Origin of the sequence: Ruminococcus sp. CAG:379 (genome assembly GCF_000434255.1) — a bacterium.
In the GTDB taxonomy this organism is placed as follows: domain Bacteria; phylum Bacillota; class Clostridia; order Oscillospirales; family Ruminococcaceae; genus Ruminococcus_F; species Ruminococcus_F champanellensis.
Genome location: NZ_FR894882.1, coordinates 35,833 through 50,226 on the forward strand (window position 1 = coordinate 35,833; position 14,394 = coordinate 50,226).

The 14,394-nt window shown below is 57.7% G+C and carries 13 protein-coding genes; 5 read left to right on the top strand and 8 right to left on the bottom strand.

Annotated features, from left to right (window positions below; all coding sequences use genetic code 11):
• Window positions 1-278: 278 nt before the first annotated feature.
• From QVO51_RS05045 to QVO51_RS05055, 3 genes are all read right to left on the bottom strand, one after another.
• A complete protein-coding gene (locus QVO51_RS05045) occupies window positions 279-584 on the bottom strand; it encodes a Dabb family protein (protein ID WP_022357480.1) in 306 nt (101 codons plus the stop codon).
• 103 nt (window positions 585-687) lie between these two features.
• The gene (locus QVO51_RS10970; protein WP_022357481.1) at window positions 688-1,053 is read right to left on the bottom strand and encodes a helix-turn-helix domain-containing protein; all 366 of its coding nucleotides are present in this window, start codon (window positions 1,051-1,053) and stop codon (window positions 688-690) included.
• Window positions 1,054-1,060: 7 nt separating this feature from the next.
• On the bottom strand, window positions 1,061-1,768 hold the full coding sequence (locus QVO51_RS05055) for a histidine phosphatase family protein (RefSeq protein ID WP_022357482.1): 708 nt from the start codon (window positions 1,766-1,768) through the stop codon (window positions 1,061-1,063).
• Between the two features lie 199 nt (window positions 1,769-1,967).
• On the opposite strand from QVO51_RS05055, the gene QVO51_RS05060 reads away from it, so the two are divergent.
• From QVO51_RS05060 to clpB, 3 genes are all read left to right on the top strand, one after another.
• A complete protein-coding gene (locus QVO51_RS05060) occupies window positions 1,968-3,137 on the top strand; it encodes an MFS transporter (RefSeq protein ID WP_022357483.1) in 1,170 nt (389 codons plus the stop codon).
• Window positions 3,138-3,285: 148 nt separating this feature from the next.
• Window positions 3,286-3,951, top strand: coding sequence for a hypothetical protein (locus QVO51_RS05065; RefSeq protein WP_022357484.1), 666 nt, complete (start codon window positions 3,286-3,288; stop codon window positions 3,949-3,951).
• A 49-nt stretch (window positions 3,952-4,000) separates the two neighbouring features.
• Window positions 4,001-6,607, top strand: a complete 2,607-nt coding sequence (gene clpB, locus QVO51_RS05070; protein ID WP_015557546.1) for an ATP-dependent chaperone ClpB — start codon at window positions 4,001-4,003, stop codon at window positions 6,605-6,607.
• 89 nt (window positions 6,608-6,696) lie between these two features.
• Here clpB and QVO51_RS05075 read toward each other — a convergent pair whose 3' ends face one another.
• From QVO51_RS05075 to yicI, 5 genes are all read right to left on the bottom strand, one after another.
• Entirely contained in the window at window positions 6,697-6,894 is a 198-nt protein-coding gene (locus tag QVO51_RS05075; protein WP_022357485.1) for a TM2 domain-containing protein, read from the bottom strand.
• Window positions 6,895-7,053: 159 nt separating this feature from the next.
• Window positions 7,054-7,467, bottom strand: coding sequence for a bis(5'-nucleosyl)-tetraphosphatase (locus QVO51_RS05080; protein WP_015557544.1), 414 nt, complete (start codon window positions 7,465-7,467; stop codon window positions 7,054-7,056).
• Between the two features lie 138 nt (window positions 7,468-7,605).
• Window positions 7,606-8,697, bottom strand: a complete 1,092-nt coding sequence (locus QVO51_RS05085; protein ID WP_015557543.1) for an FkbM family methyltransferase — start codon at window positions 8,695-8,697, stop codon at window positions 7,606-7,608.
• Window positions 8,687-9,115, bottom strand: a complete 429-nt coding sequence (locus QVO51_RS05090; RefSeq protein WP_022357486.1) for a PH domain-containing protein — start codon at window positions 9,113-9,115, stop codon at window positions 8,687-8,689. The genes QVO51_RS05085 and QVO51_RS05090 overlap by 11 nt, the downstream gene beginning before the upstream one ends.
• A gap of 45 nt (window positions 9,116-9,160) precedes the next feature.
• Window positions 9,161-11,497, bottom strand: a complete 2,337-nt coding sequence (gene yicI / locus QVO51_RS05095) for an alpha-xylosidase (RefSeq protein ID WP_022357487.1) — start codon at window positions 11,495-11,497, stop codon at window positions 9,161-9,163.
• 350 nt (window positions 11,498-11,847) lie between these two features.
• Here yicI and QVO51_RS05100 point away from each other — a divergent pair, with 350 nt between their 5' ends.
• The gene (locus tag QVO51_RS05100; protein ID WP_022357488.1) at window positions 11,848-13,389 is read left to right on the top strand and encodes a DUF3794 and LysM peptidoglycan-binding domain-containing protein; all 1,542 of its coding nucleotides are present in this window, start codon (window positions 11,848-11,850) and stop codon (window positions 13,387-13,389) included.
• Between the two features lie 4 nt (window positions 13,390-13,393).
• Window positions 13,394-14,394 (top strand): stage IV sporulation protein A (locus QVO51_RS05105; protein WP_288167882.1); only part of this gene is annotated, 1,001 nt, incomplete at its 3' end.

The window sequence follows — 14,394 nt, forward strand, 5'->3', positions numbered from 1 at the left end:
GGGCAGCGGCGGATCCGCCGGTACAGATGCACCAGAAGATCCGTGACAGCGGAAAAAACCGTAAAATGCAGCATCAGCAGGCCAAAGGTGGAGAACACCATCAGACTGCATCCGGTGAGCGCCACCATCAGCAGACACCGAACCCACTTTGCCTTTTCCGGCAGGGAGAATGCCCGGAACAGCCGCCCCAGGAAGAAGTGATAATACACGCCGATCAGCCCGGCAAGCAGCAAAATCAGCAGGATCATTGCAGGGATCATAACAGTACGCCTCCGGGATTATGCTTCATAGTCGATGCAGGCTCTGGAGGCACGCACCCGGCTGATGAATGCGCCGAAATTTTTATGGGTGGGGTGGATCTGGTAGGCGTTCAGCCCTTCCATATCCTCAAAGGTACAGATCAGCGCCAGCTCGCAGTTGTCCGCCGGAGCATCCGGGGCGTTGACCACTGCCCGGAACTCCCGGAGAGTGGGAATCTGCGCCGGGAACTGCTCCAGCATGGAAAGCGCCAGTGCGGCATTTTCTGCGGCGGTGCGGCCCTGTGCCTGGGGCAGCAGCTTGAACATGACAATGTGCTTGATCATCACAATCGCTCCTTTTATTCGGACAGCACCCCGCAAAGCTTGTGGGGGCTGCCGCAGTATGTATGTAGTATACCACCCTACCGGAAAAAATGCAAGGCGCAGTTCATCCGGTCAGGGACAGCAGGGACACCTGCCAGATTGGTTCCCTGTCCCGCTGCCCGAACAGGGGCAGAACCAGGAGCATGCCGGTACAGCAATCCAACGCCCCGAACACCAGGCTCCGGGTGCGGCTTTCCTGTTCCTTGCTGTCCTCCTCCGCCAGGGTCAGCACTGCCTCGCTGGACAGCAGCTGATCCAGGGACACACCGAAAAAACCGGAAATGGCTTTCAGAGAATCAATGCTGGGGTATCCCCTGCCGGATTCCCACTTGGACACCGCCGTCCGGGATACATACAGGGCAGTCGCCAGCTCCTCCTGGGTCATGCCCCGCTGCTTTCGCAGCTCCTGTAATTTTTCGTGAAATTCCATCCTGCACCTACTTTGAAAATACGTCCGTAAAATACCCGGAAGGGGAAACCGGTTCTCCGGCAGCGGTAAGGTGCTGGGTATCCCCCATAACCTGACAGCGGAAGTATGCCTCGTCCCCATGCCGCTCCTCCGACGCCAGAATGGTGACCCCGGTGGGCGCCATAAACATCCCATGCCACAGGGGTACCGGAGACAGGTTCAGCAGATGCCCCATCAGAGTCATGGTGATGCCGAAATGGCAGAAGAACACCAGGGTGTCCCCATTGGGGCGCACTGCCCGGTAAAAGCCCCCGTCCCGCACATAGCCATGCGCCGCCAGCAGCCCGTCCAGCCCGGCGCATACGGCTGCGTATGCCTGGGGCAGAGGGCTGGATGCATACTGGGGTGCCTCCACGAACCGGTTCCGGTCGAACATTTGTTCCTCCCTTGTCCACTCGGAGGGGAACAGATCCCAGGGGATCCGGGTGCCTCCTGCCGGATCCGGTACCGGCAGGGAGAATTCCTCCAGCCAGGGCAGAATCTCCGCCTCCATCCCCAGCTTTTCCAGGCTCCGGGAGGCAGTGTCCCTTGCACGTCCCAGGGGAGAGCAATACACCCTGGTCACATCCCAGCGGGCTACCCGCTCCGCCAGGCAGTCTGCTTCACGCCAGCCCTTTTCCGTCAGAGAATCCCGAACGTAATCCGGATCCCCATGTCTGATAAAGATCAGTCGCATGCTGACCACTCCTTTTCATGTAATGTCCTTAGTGTACCACATTCCCCACCCGGATGCAAGCCGCACGCCCTTGACAATCCTGCGGTTTTGTGCTATGGTAATCCATGCGATGTTTGGCACAGTCCCCCCGAATTACAGAAAAAACGCATCCGCTTACGCAGGCGGCATGGAGGATGGGCTGTGTTTCCGGAGGCTTCTTATGACCGAATCCAGATTACAGAAGTGCATTGTCACCGTGTACTTCGTGCTGATGATGTTCGTTCTGGGCGCCAGCGACGCCCTGCGGGGCGTGTTCCTGCCGGTGTTCCGGGACAGCTTTTCCCTCTCCCAATCCCAGTCCTCTGCCATCATCATGTGCAGCTACATCGGCAATCTGCTGTTTCTGTGCATCGGCGGCAGGCTGGTTGACCGGATCAGCCGGAAAAAATTCATGTACGGAGTCATGCTCCTGTGGATGGGAGCACTGACCGCCTATCTGCTCACTGCCAATTACTACGCTCTGCTGGTGTTCATGCTCTTCAGCCTTGGGGCGTCCACCATGCTTTCCACCACCGTAAATCTCCTGACTCCCCTGGTGTACGCCGCCCCAGCCTTTTTCGTGAACTTCTTCAACTTCCTCCAGGGTGCCGGCATCAGCACCGCCCAGAACGTCGGAGGGCGGTTCGCCTCCTCCCTGTCTGCCTGGAAGGGGGCGAATCTGATCCTGCTGGCATGTGGCTGTGTGGGACTGGTACTGCTGTGGTTCGTGAAGCTGCCCCAGCCCAAGCCGGATGCAGGCTCCGCAGGAGGATACAGCGCAGTGATCCGGAACCCGGCATGCAAATACCTGTTCCTGCTGTGCGGCTTTTACTGCATCACCGAACACGGGCTGCAAAACTGGCTGGTGACCTACGGCAGCGATTATCTGGGCTATACGGTGCCCCAGGCTGCCCGGTATCTGTCCTTTTTCTTCGGCGGCATCATGGCAGGGCGGCTGCTGTTCGCCCCCCTGGTGCAGAAATGCGGCATTATGCGCAGCATGCGGGTGTTCGTGGCTGCCGCCGGGGTGCTGTACGTTTCCGGCATGCTGCTGGAGCGCCGGGGCATGCTGCTGCTGTGCGGCTCGGGACTGGCGTTCTCCATTCTCTGGCCCACCATCGTGCTGCTGATCGGCAGATACTATGACCCGGGGCTTGCCGGCACCGCCACCGGCTTTATCACCGGTTTCGCCACCCTGTTTGACGTGGCGTTCAACGCCTGCTTCGGCAAGCTCATCGACTGGCTGGGCTTCGGCACTGCCATTCAGATTCTGCCGGTTTCCATGCTTCTGCTGTGCCTGAGCTTCTTCCTGCTTCGGATCCGGGTGCCAAGATCCAAGGAAATTTTGTAGAAATTGCACAAATTGAAGTCCCGTATTCATTAGATACGGGACATTTTTTACAAACTTATATAATTTGCGCTTAAAATTATATAATCCGCTTGACAAGTTGTGAAAACGGTGTTATAATGATAATCACAGAAAGGAGGTGCAACAGAATATGAGCAAGCATGTATACAGCCTGGTGCTGATGGACGAGGTGGTGGAAGCCATCGACCGGCTAGCATATCAGCAGAACACCAGCCGCTCCAATCTTATCAACCAGATCCTGGCGGAAAAGGTCTGCTGCACCACCCCGCAAATGCGGATGAACGACATTTTCAACACCATTTCCAGCCGGATGACCGGGGATTGCTTTCAGGTACAGCCCCAGCCCTCCGACGCCATGCTGTCCATCCGCTCCGCACTGAAATACAAGTACAAGCCCACCATCCGCTACAGCCTGGAGCTGGTGCATTCCCCGGGGCGGACGCTGGGGGTACTGAAGGTATCCTTCCGAACCCAGTCCGCACAGCTGCTGTCGGAGCTGACGGTATTTTACAAGCTGTGGGCGGCACTGGAGCATCAGTTTCTGCTGCCGGGCATGCCGGAGGGAATCCACTACCAGATCGAGGCGGGCAGATTTATCCGCACCTTCCGGCTGCCTCCGGATCAGAAAGAACTTTCCACCGACCAGATCGGCGAGTACATTGCCGGATATATTCGCCTGTTCGATCACATCTTAAAGGTGTATTTCGCCGCCCTGCCCCAAGGACAGGATACGGCCCTGGAAGCAGCCACGGCGGCATACCGGAAGCTGCTGCCGAAAAAAATCGTGCATATCTAGATGCTGTCAGATGCTATGATTACACCCAAGCAGAAAGGAAGATGGCTTTATGAATACAGAGAAACTGACCCAAAAATCCATGGAAGCGATTCGCAGCGCCAACAGTCTGGCGGTGGAATACGGCAATCAGCAGATTGACCAGGCGCATCTGTTCCTGGCACTGCTGTCCCAGCAGGACGGACTGATCCCCCAGATCATTCCCCAGATGGGCACGGATCTGCAAATGCTCCAGACCGAGGCACAGCGCCTGGTGGATCAGCTGCCGAAAGTATCCGGCAGCGGCAGAGAGCCGGACAAGGTGTATGTAACACCGGGTACGGACAAGGCGCTGAACGCAGCGGAAAAGGCTGCCCAGCGGATGCAGGATGAATATGTGTCTGTGGAACATTTGTTCTTAGGATTGATCCAGACCGCAGAGGGCAAGCTGGCACAGCTGCTGAAAAGCCACGATCTGACGGAGCAGAAGCTGCTGACCGTATTGCAGACCGTCCGGGGCAGCACCAAGGTCACCAGTGACAACCCGGAGGGTACCTATAACGTGCTGAAAAAATACGGGCAGGATCTGGTGGAACTTGCAAAAAACAACAAGCTGGATCCGGTCATCGGCAGAGACGAGGAGATCCGGAACGTGATCCGGATTTTGTCCAGAAAGACCAAGAACAACCCGGTTCTGATCGGTGAGCCCGGCGTGGGCAAAACCGCCATTGCAGAGGGGCTTGCCCTCCGGATCGTCCGGGGAGATGTGCCCGGCTCTCTGAAGGATCACCGGATCTTCAGTCTGGATATGGGTGCACTGGTGGCTGGTGCCAAGTACCGGGGCGAATTTGAGGAGCGTCTGAAGGCGGTATTGCAGGAGATCCGCAAGACCGAAGGCAAGACCATCCTGTTCATCGATGAGCTGCATCTGATCGTTGGCGCAGGCAAGACCGACGGTGCCATGGACGCAGGCAATATCTTAAAGCCCATGCTTGCCCGGGGCGAGCTGCACTGTATCGGTGCCACCACCCTGAACGAATACCGGCAGTACATTGAGAAGGATGCCGCCCTGGAGCGTCGGTTCCAGCCGGTTATGGTAAATGAGCCAACTGTAGAGGACACCATTTCCATTCTCCGTGGCTTGAAGGAGCGGTACGAGGTATTCCACGGTGTCAAGATCCAGGATCAGGCGCTGATCGCAGCGGCAACCCTGTCCAACCGGTACATTACCGACCGGTTCCTGCCGGATAAGGCCATTGACCTGGTGGACGAGGCATGCGCTATGATTAAAACCGAGATGGAGTCCATGCCCACGGAAATGGACGAGCTGTCCCGGCGGATCATGCAGCACGAAATCGAGGAAACCGCTCTGAAAAAGGAGACGGATAACCTGTCCAAGGAGCACCTGGAACAGATCCAGAAGGAACTGGCGGAGATGCGCTCCAGATTCGACGAAATGAAGGCAAAGTGGCAGAACGAAAAGAATGCCATTACCAAGGTGCAGAGCCTGCGGGCGGAGGTGGAATCCGTCAAGGGCGAGATTGAGCAGGCAACCCGGAATGCGGACTACAACAAGGCGGCGGAATTGCAGTACTCCAAGCTGCCCCAGCTGCAAAAGGAGCTGGAGGAGGAAGAAAAAATCGCCAACGCCAAGAAGGATGCAAGCCTGCTGCGGGATAAGGTCACGGAGCAGGAGATCGCTCGGATCATCTGCCGGTGGACGGGCATCCCGGTGGCAAAGCTGATGGAGGGCGAACGGCAGAAGCTGCTTGGCATGGAATCCATCCTGCACCAGAGAGTCATCGGTCAGGACGAGGCTGTGGAGAAGGTCAGCGAAGCCATTCTCCGTTCCCGTGCAGGCATCCAGGATCCGGACCGGCCCATTGGCTCCTTCCTGTTCCTTGGCCCTACCGGCGTGGGCAAGACGGAGCTTGCCAAGGCATTGGCAGAGGCGCTGTTTGACGATGAACGGAACATTGTGCGGATCGATATGAGTGAATATATGGAGAAGTACAGCGTGTCCCGTCTGATCGGTGCGCCTCCCGGATATGTGGGCTATGACGAAGGCGGTCAGCTGACTGAGGCGGTACGCCGGAAGCCCTATTCCGTTGTGCTGTTCGATGAGATCGAAAAGGCGCACCCGGATGTGTTCAACATTCTGTTGCAGGTTCTGGACGACGGACGAATCACGGACAGCCAGGGCAGAACCGTGGACTTCAAGAACACCATCATCATTCTGACCTCCAACCTGGGGTCGGATGCGATCCTGAACGGCATCACCGCCGACAACCAGATCTCTCCGGAGGCACGGGAACAGGTGGAAGCGCTGCTGAAGCGGCAGTTCCGTCCGGAATTTCTGAACCGTCTGGACGAGATCGTGTTCTACAAGCCTCTGGCAAAGGCGGAGATCGGTGCCATTGTGGATCTGATGCTGAAGGATCTGGAAAAGCGTCTGGCAGACAAGCAGATCACCCTGCGTGTCACCGACAAGGCAAAGGATCACATCATCGAATGCGGCTACGATCCGCTGTACGGTGCCCGTCCTCTGAAGCGGTATATTCAGCAGAAGCTGGAGACCCTCATTGCCCGTGCCATTATCGGCGACCAGCTGCGCACCTCCGGTGTAGCAGTGGTGGACTATGACGGCAATCAGCTGACCCTGACCCAGCAGGAGGCGTAATTGCATAAAATCCACACTGCACCAGGTCTGTGCGGTGTCACATAAAAAGAGCGCATGCGAACCCCATCGCATGCGCTCTTTGTTTTGGCTTACTGAAGCTCGGAACCGTCCGCAGCCTTCAGAGACCCGGTGCAGATCATGATCAGGTCGATCAGATACCAGATGCCGAGACCACCACAGGTCAGCAATTTGAGGATGCCCAGACCGGTATAGCCAAGGTAGAAACGGTCAACCCCCAGACTGCCCAGCAATACAGAGAGAATGATTGCAGTTGTTTTGCTTTTCATGTGGAAAACCCCTTTCCTATATGATGGATTTATCATAACAGAAAGGCTTGCATTTGTCAACACATCTGACGCAATTTCGACATAGTTTACAAATCAAGCATGAACTTTTTCAACAAAAAAGCAAAATTATTGATGTATGAAACACATCCAAGGAAGAATTTACCCGGTTTCCTTGATGCATGCCCTCGCCTTGGTGACGATGGTCTTGTCGTTTTCATAGGTCAGCACATGACCGGCGTGGACGATATCCACCCAGCGGATCTCGGCAATCTCCTCCTCCTGGGGAACAAAGTTGAAGGTCTTTGCCTTTGCCAGAAAGTACACCACAACCTTCTGGGTGTCCCGTTTTGGGGAGTAAGAAACCGTCTCCCGGAAAGTGGGGTCAATGTTGACCTCAATGCCGGTTTCTTCCCGGATCTCACGCTCCGCCGTCTCCACCTCGGTCTCGTTCCCCTCTACATGGCCCTTGGGAAACGACCAGTGACCGCTGTTGACATGCTTGATCAGCAGGATCTCAATGTTGCCGTGTGACTTGCGGTAAACAATGGCGCCACAGGATTTCTCATGCAGCATATCAGACGTCCTTTCCATGAAAAAATGCCTGCATACAGGATGCAGAAAAAACTGTATTCAGTATAGCATATTTCCGTGAAATTGTCCAGTGCTTTGCAAAAGAAATCGCACCTGCGTTTTCACGCAGATGCGACAGAATTACTCCACAGTGGCGTACAGGTTGGTTTCCCACGCCGGGATATACAGCTGGTGCCGGATGTAGAGCTTATACTTGGGGTTAATCCGCTGGATCAGCAGAGGCAGCTCGAAAATATCCTCGTTCCGGTGGTAGAGGGATACCATCAGCCGGGGCGAATACCGGGCGATGGTGCGGCTTGCGCCCCAGATGGCTTCCCGCTCGGCACCCTCCACGTCCATTTTGATGATGGTGGCACGCTCTCCGTCCAGAATGCTGTCCACGCTGCGTGCCTGGGTCATATTCCCGTCACTGGAGATGGCGGACTGACGTCCTGCCTTGGTAGCAAAGGGCAGCTCCGTGTCCACACACCATGCCACACAGTTGTAGGCGTCAATGGCGGGGGTGTGACCGATGAACTTGGTGAGCTTCTTGAAATTCTTCTTGTCCGGCTCAAAAGCAATGATCCGATTGAACTTCCCCCGTGAAAACTCCAGCAGCTCCCGGATGGAATCCCCGTTGTAGGCACCCAGATCCACGAAGATCTCGTTGGTGGTGGGGCGGATCAGCTCCTTGTAGATCTCCGCCTTGGGGGTGGTGGCAGGGGTCAGATAGTCGATGTTGCCGCTGATCTTGAAATTAAGGATCCCGGCGTACACCCTTCTGGAGGCATCGTCCGCCAGCAGGTCATATACCTGCTGCAGCTCCTCCGCATGCTCCAGGCAGTACTCGTAGGTAAACAGACCGCCCCCGGTCACCGGCACGTCCGGCACGATGAGGGTATGCTCCTGGGACAGGGCAACGATCTTGTCCACCAGGGACTGGAATCCGGCAGCAAAGGCAAGGACGATGACGAAATCCTCCACCGCCTCCTCTACCTCGGACAGTTTATGCACCCGGTACCCCTCGAAGGAATGTCCCCGGACGAATTCATCGCTGGCGAAGATCCCGGCAAGGGGAATGCCGTAGGACTTCATGGCGGTCATGATCTTGATGGCACCGTCCCCCATGCCGTAAATAAAGATGGGCCGCTGTTCTTCCTTGAGCTTGTCCCAGCTGCTGCGGGTTTCCTGAATGAAGGGCAGCACTGCTCCCGTCTGTTGGTTATTCTGCATCGTCATACTCCACTTCATCTTCCATATCATCAGATTCATCCAGGTAATCCCGATGGGTTGCGCCCATCATATCCCGTCCCCGGATGTGGAACCGGTCACGCTGCTGATCCACATATTTATCGATCAGCTGCGCCACCCGGCGGGGGGCTTTGACGGACAGAACCTCCTTCACCGGCGTGTCCGTATCCTTCACATACAGCACGATGGTGCCGCAGCCGAACAGCCGCTGACCAAAGGACAGCTGCATTTTCTTGTCCACCACCTTGTACAGCTCCAGCTCATCCTCCTCCAGGCTTAAAAAGCCCTTCCGGGTGATGAACTTGGTTTCCGTCAGAAAGTAGCGGGTAAAGGACAGGGGCAGACCGAACAGCGTTCGCTTCTTGTCGCTCCAGACGTACTGGATCTCTTCTTTTGCCATCAGTAAAGCTCCTTTGCTGCGTGGGACATTCTGCTGGGGCAGGGATCAGAGGGTGATCGTCACACTGCCGGAGCCGTCAGCGGTCACGCACTTGTCCGTGCCGGCAACAGCAATTTTGAATGTCTGGGTTGTCTTGGTATATGTGACAGTGATGGTGCTGCCCGCACGCTCTGCGGTCAGATCCATCAGCTTGTTTGCCTCCTTGTCGTAAACGGAGGTCTGTGCGGATGCCCCATCGGAAAGCTGGTAAATGGTGACAGTGGCATCGGTCAGGTAGTCGTATTCAAAATCAGACTGGAATGCGCCGTAGGTGATGATGGAGTTGGGTCTTGCCAGCACCGGCATCTCTAGATAAGAGCATGTACGGCGGACGTATCTGCCGCCCTGGATCTCCTCTCCGGTGATGATATCCGTCCAGACGCCCTCCGGCAGGTAGAATTCTGCCGTGCCTTCCTCGTTGAGCACCGGTGCACACAGCAGGTTGTCGCCCAGCATGTACTGGCGATCCAGATACAGGCAGGCAGGATCCTCTGCATAGTCGATGACCATGGCACGCATCATGGGCACACCCACCGCAGCGGTCTTGACCGCCTGTGCATACAGATAGGGCATGAGCCGACCCTTCAGCTTGGTAAAGAACCGGAGCACGTCCACGGATTCCTCGTCAAAGAGCCAGGGCACCCGATAGGAGGTGGAGCCGTGAAGCCGGCTGTGGGTGGACATGAGTCCAAAGGCGCACCAGCGCTTGTACACATCCGGAGAGGCAGTTGCCTCAAAGCCGCCGATGTCATGACTGAAGAAGCCGAAGCCGGAGGCGCACAGGGACAGACCACCCCGGATGGTCTCCGCCATGGAGGAATACTCTGCGGAGCAGTCGCCGCCCCAGTGTACCGGGAACTGCTGTCCCCCGGCGGTGGCGCTTCTTGCAAACAGGCATGCCTTGTTTTCCCCGTAGTAATCCTTCAGCACGTTGAACACGATCTTGTTGTACAGATAGGTGTAGTAGTTGTGCATGGGGATGGGGGCGGAGCCGTCGTAATACACCACGTTGGTGGGGATCCGCTCGCCGAAGTCGGTCTTGATGGCGGTCACGCCCATTTCACACAGGCTCCGGATGCCGGCAGCGAACCAGTCGCATGCGGCAGGGTTGGTAAAGTCCACGATTGCCATGCCCGGCTGCCACATATCCGTCTGGAACACACTGCCGTCCGGGTTCTTGATGAAGTAGCCCTTCTCCACGCCCTCGTCAAACAGGCAGGAGCGCTGTGCAATGTAGGGGTTGATCCACACGCAGATGCCCAGACCCCGATCCTTGAGCCGCTTGAGCATTGCCGGCGGATCCGGGAACTGGGTGGTATCCCACCGGAAGCTTGTCCACTCGTATTCCTTCATCCAGAAGCAGTCAAAGTGGAACATTTGCAGGGGGATATCCCGCTGCGCCATGCCGTCAATGAAGGAGGTGACGGTTTCCTCGTCATAGGTAGTGGTAAAGGAGGTGGACAGCCACAGCCCGAAGGTGTTTGCCGGCGGCAGGGCGGGCTTGCCGGTGAGGGTGGTGTAGTTGGACAGCACCTGCTGCAGATTCTCGCCGCCGATGAGGAAATACTCTAAAAATTCCCCGGGCTTGGTGATGGACACCTTGGACACCGTGTCGGACGCAACCTCGTAGCTGATCCGATCCGGGCTGTTGACGAATACGCCGTAGCCCCGGGAGGAAATGTAGAAGGGGATGGATTTATAGCTCTGCTCGCTGCAGGTGCCGCCGTCCGCATTCCAGATATCCACGGTCTGCCCGTTCTTCACAAAGGTGGTGAACTTTTCACCGAAGCCGTAGATGCATTCTCCCACGCTGAGGGTCAGCTGCTCCCGGATGTAGGTGCTGCGGGGATCCGCCGGATCGCTCCAGAAGGTATCGTCGCACTTGGCGTGGCGCCGGTTCTCCGCCCGGAACTGGTTTTCCTGGATGTAGGAGGTGGAGCGCCATGCGCCGCCGGTGAGCCGCTTGCCCTTGTAGGTATAGGAAACGTCCCAGTTCTGTCCCTTGCTGATCCGCAGAACCGTATCCCCGGAGATCAGCTCCGCATAGTCCTGTTCGTTGGTGATCTTCGGGGTGTAGCCCTGGTCCGCATGCAGTTCAAACTTGGGCTCATTGTGCAGCACCCCTTTGAAGTGCTGGATGGATACCCGGATCACGTTTTCCTGGGTGGAGGAATAGGTGATCTCCAGGGTCACGCCCCCCAGGGTCATGGCACGGTTATAAATGGTCTGGGGAGTCACCAACAGCGTAATGGAATGGTCTGTGGTGGTTACCTCGTAAGCCTGTACGGCGTAATCCACCTCGTAGCCTCTCTGGTTGAGCCAGAATCCGTCAGAAAATTTCATAGAAATACTCCGTTTCTCCGCCGTCAGACTGAGAGGATGCACCAGAATCCGCTGCGCTTGGGAGACCGGTGTGAACACACTGGCTGCACGGCGGGGCAGGCAGGGTTCTGATGACAGCGCCACACAGCTCTGCACAGTGCCGCCCTGTTTTTTCTGTCCGGCAGCCGGAAAAGCCCTGCCGTATCGCTTACCATTGTAGCATAATTCCCGGCAGGTGTCAACGGATGGGAGGGGGAAATCTATGACCGAATGTCACATTTACTGCGGAAAAATTCCCGCCGGATGACATAAGCCCCAACACGTCCGAATATATATGCTCCGTAAGCGAAAAAGCAGAAGGAGGTACCCAGATGGAATTGAAGGTGAACAGGGAAGTCATTACGGTGTGTGAGGAGCTGTACAGCGGCGTGCAGGAGCAGAGCACGGAGCTTGATTATATTCTGCCGGATTACTTCCCGGAGATCTTCCGGATCATCCAGGCACGGATGGAGCCCCGGATCGAAAGCTACGCCATCAGCGACGGCGTGCTGACCTACGAGCTGTGCGTGGAGATCTGTGTGCTGTACTGCGCCCAGGACAGCCCGGCGGTACACTGTGTGCGGCAGAAGCTGTGCTACACCCGGACGGTGGAGCTGGGCAGACAGTGCGAGGGCATCGCCGCAGAGCTGATCCCCAAGCCGGACTATGTGAACTGCCGGGCAGTAAACCAGCGGCGCATCGACCTGCGGGGAGCGGTGTCCGTCCGGATCCGTGCCACCTGCGGCAGTCAGCAGGAGGTGATCGGGGACATTTTCGGACTCCACGCCCAGACCCGGAAGGAGCCTGTAACCTATACCGCCCGGCGGCTCCACGGGGTACGCACCTTCACCCTCAGCGAGGTGGCGGAGCTGGGGGAGGCAAAGCCGGCGGCATTGCAGATCCTCCGGACGGATGTGCAGCTGCTGGGAGGAGACGCCCGGATCATAGCCGGAAAGCTGGCGGCAAAGGGGGACGCAGTGGTGCGGCTGCTGTACAGCTGCGAGGGAGGCATGGAATCCATGCAGTTTACCCTGCCCTACAGCCAGATCGTGGATCTGGAGGGCATCGACGACGCCTTTTCCTGCACTGTCCGGCCGGAGCTTGCAGGCTGTGAGATCACGCCGGCGGCGAAAAATGACGGGGAGGCACGGAGCATTCAATGTGAGCTGCGGATCCGTCTGGTATGCACGGCGGTAAAAACCGCAGTCACGGAGCTGGTCACGGACGTATTCTCCACCCTGCATCCCTGCAGTTATACCGCCGCTCCCGTGCGGCTTTCCGGCTGCGGCGCACCCGTATCCGACAGCGGTGCGGAGCGATGCACCCTGGTCAGCAAGGAGGGGGAGATCCGCCGGGTATATGACGTATGGTGTACCCCCCGGAACATGGGCGCAAGAGTCCTGCCGGAAAGCGGCAGCATCGAGGTCAGCGGCATGCTGGCGTGCAGCGTGCTTGCCCAGAGCGACAGCACCGCCCCGGTGATGCTGGAACAGGAATTCCCCTTTACCCGGATGCTGCCTGCTCCGGAGGACTGTACCGCCGCCCAGGTGCAGGTACAGATCCCTGCCTGCTCCTACACCCTCACCGGCTCGGATACAGTGGTGTTGCAGCCGGAGCTGCGGATCCTGGCGGATACCCAGGTGCTGCGCTCCATGCCCCTGCTGACGGAGGTGCATATCGACCAGGAGGAGCGGATCGCCCCGAAGGACAACTGCGCACTGCTGCTGTATTACGGCACCGCAGGAGAGACAGTGTGGGACATTGCCAAAAAGTACAGCACCTCCATCCAGGCGATTGTGGAGGAGAACGATCTGACCCAGGAGCGGCTGACGGAAAACGGCATGCTCCTCATTCCCTTGGTGGACAGGAGGTAACCGAATGGCACAGGATATTTACGCAGACATTGCGGGCCGCACGGACGGCGACATTTACATCGGAGTGGTGGGGCCGGTGCGCACCGGCAAATCCACCTTTATCAAGCGGTTCATGGAGACCCTGGTGATCCCCAACATCCAGGGGGAATATAAACGGGAGCGGGCGATGGATGAGCTGCCCCAGTCCGCCGCCGGAAAAACCATTATGACCACCGAGCCCAAGTTCATCCCGGAGGATGCGGTGGCGATCACCCCGGAGGAGGGTGCACGGCTCCGGGTACGGCTCATTGACTGCGTGGGGTACATCGTGCCCAGCAGCCTGGGATACATCGAAAACGAGAACCCCCGCATGGTCGCCACCCCCTGGTTCGAGGAGGAGGTACCCTTCAACATGGCGGCGGAGGTGGGCACCCGGAAGGTGATCTCGGAGCATTCCACCATCGGACTGGTGGTCACCACGGACGGCTCCATTTCGGATATCCCCCGCAGCGAGTACGCCGAGTGTGAGCAGCGGGTGATCCGGGAGCTGCAGGAGCTGGGGAAGCCCTTTGTGGTGCTGCTGAACTGTACGGATCCGGAAAGCGAGGACGCCCTGGCGCTGTGCGAGCAGATGCGGCAGGCATACGGAGCGGCGGTGATCACGGTCAGCTGTCTGGAGCTGACGGAAACGGATATCCGCAGCATCATCACCCAGATCCTCTACGCCTTCCCGGTCAAGGAGATCCGGGTGGAGATGCCCGGCTGGATCACGGAGCTGGCACCGGATCACTGGCTCCGGGAGTCCGTATTCGGCGCCATCCGGGCAGCAGCATCGGAGCTGGTCACTGTCCGGGACGCACGGGGGCTGTGCGAGCACATCAGCTGTCCCCAGATCACCGACGCAAAAGTCCGGGACATTGACCTGGGCTGCGGCTCCGTCACCGTGGGGGTGCGCCTGGAGCCGGGACTGTTCTATCAGATTCTGGGGGAGGCAACCGGACTGGACATCGGCTCGGAAAGCGACCT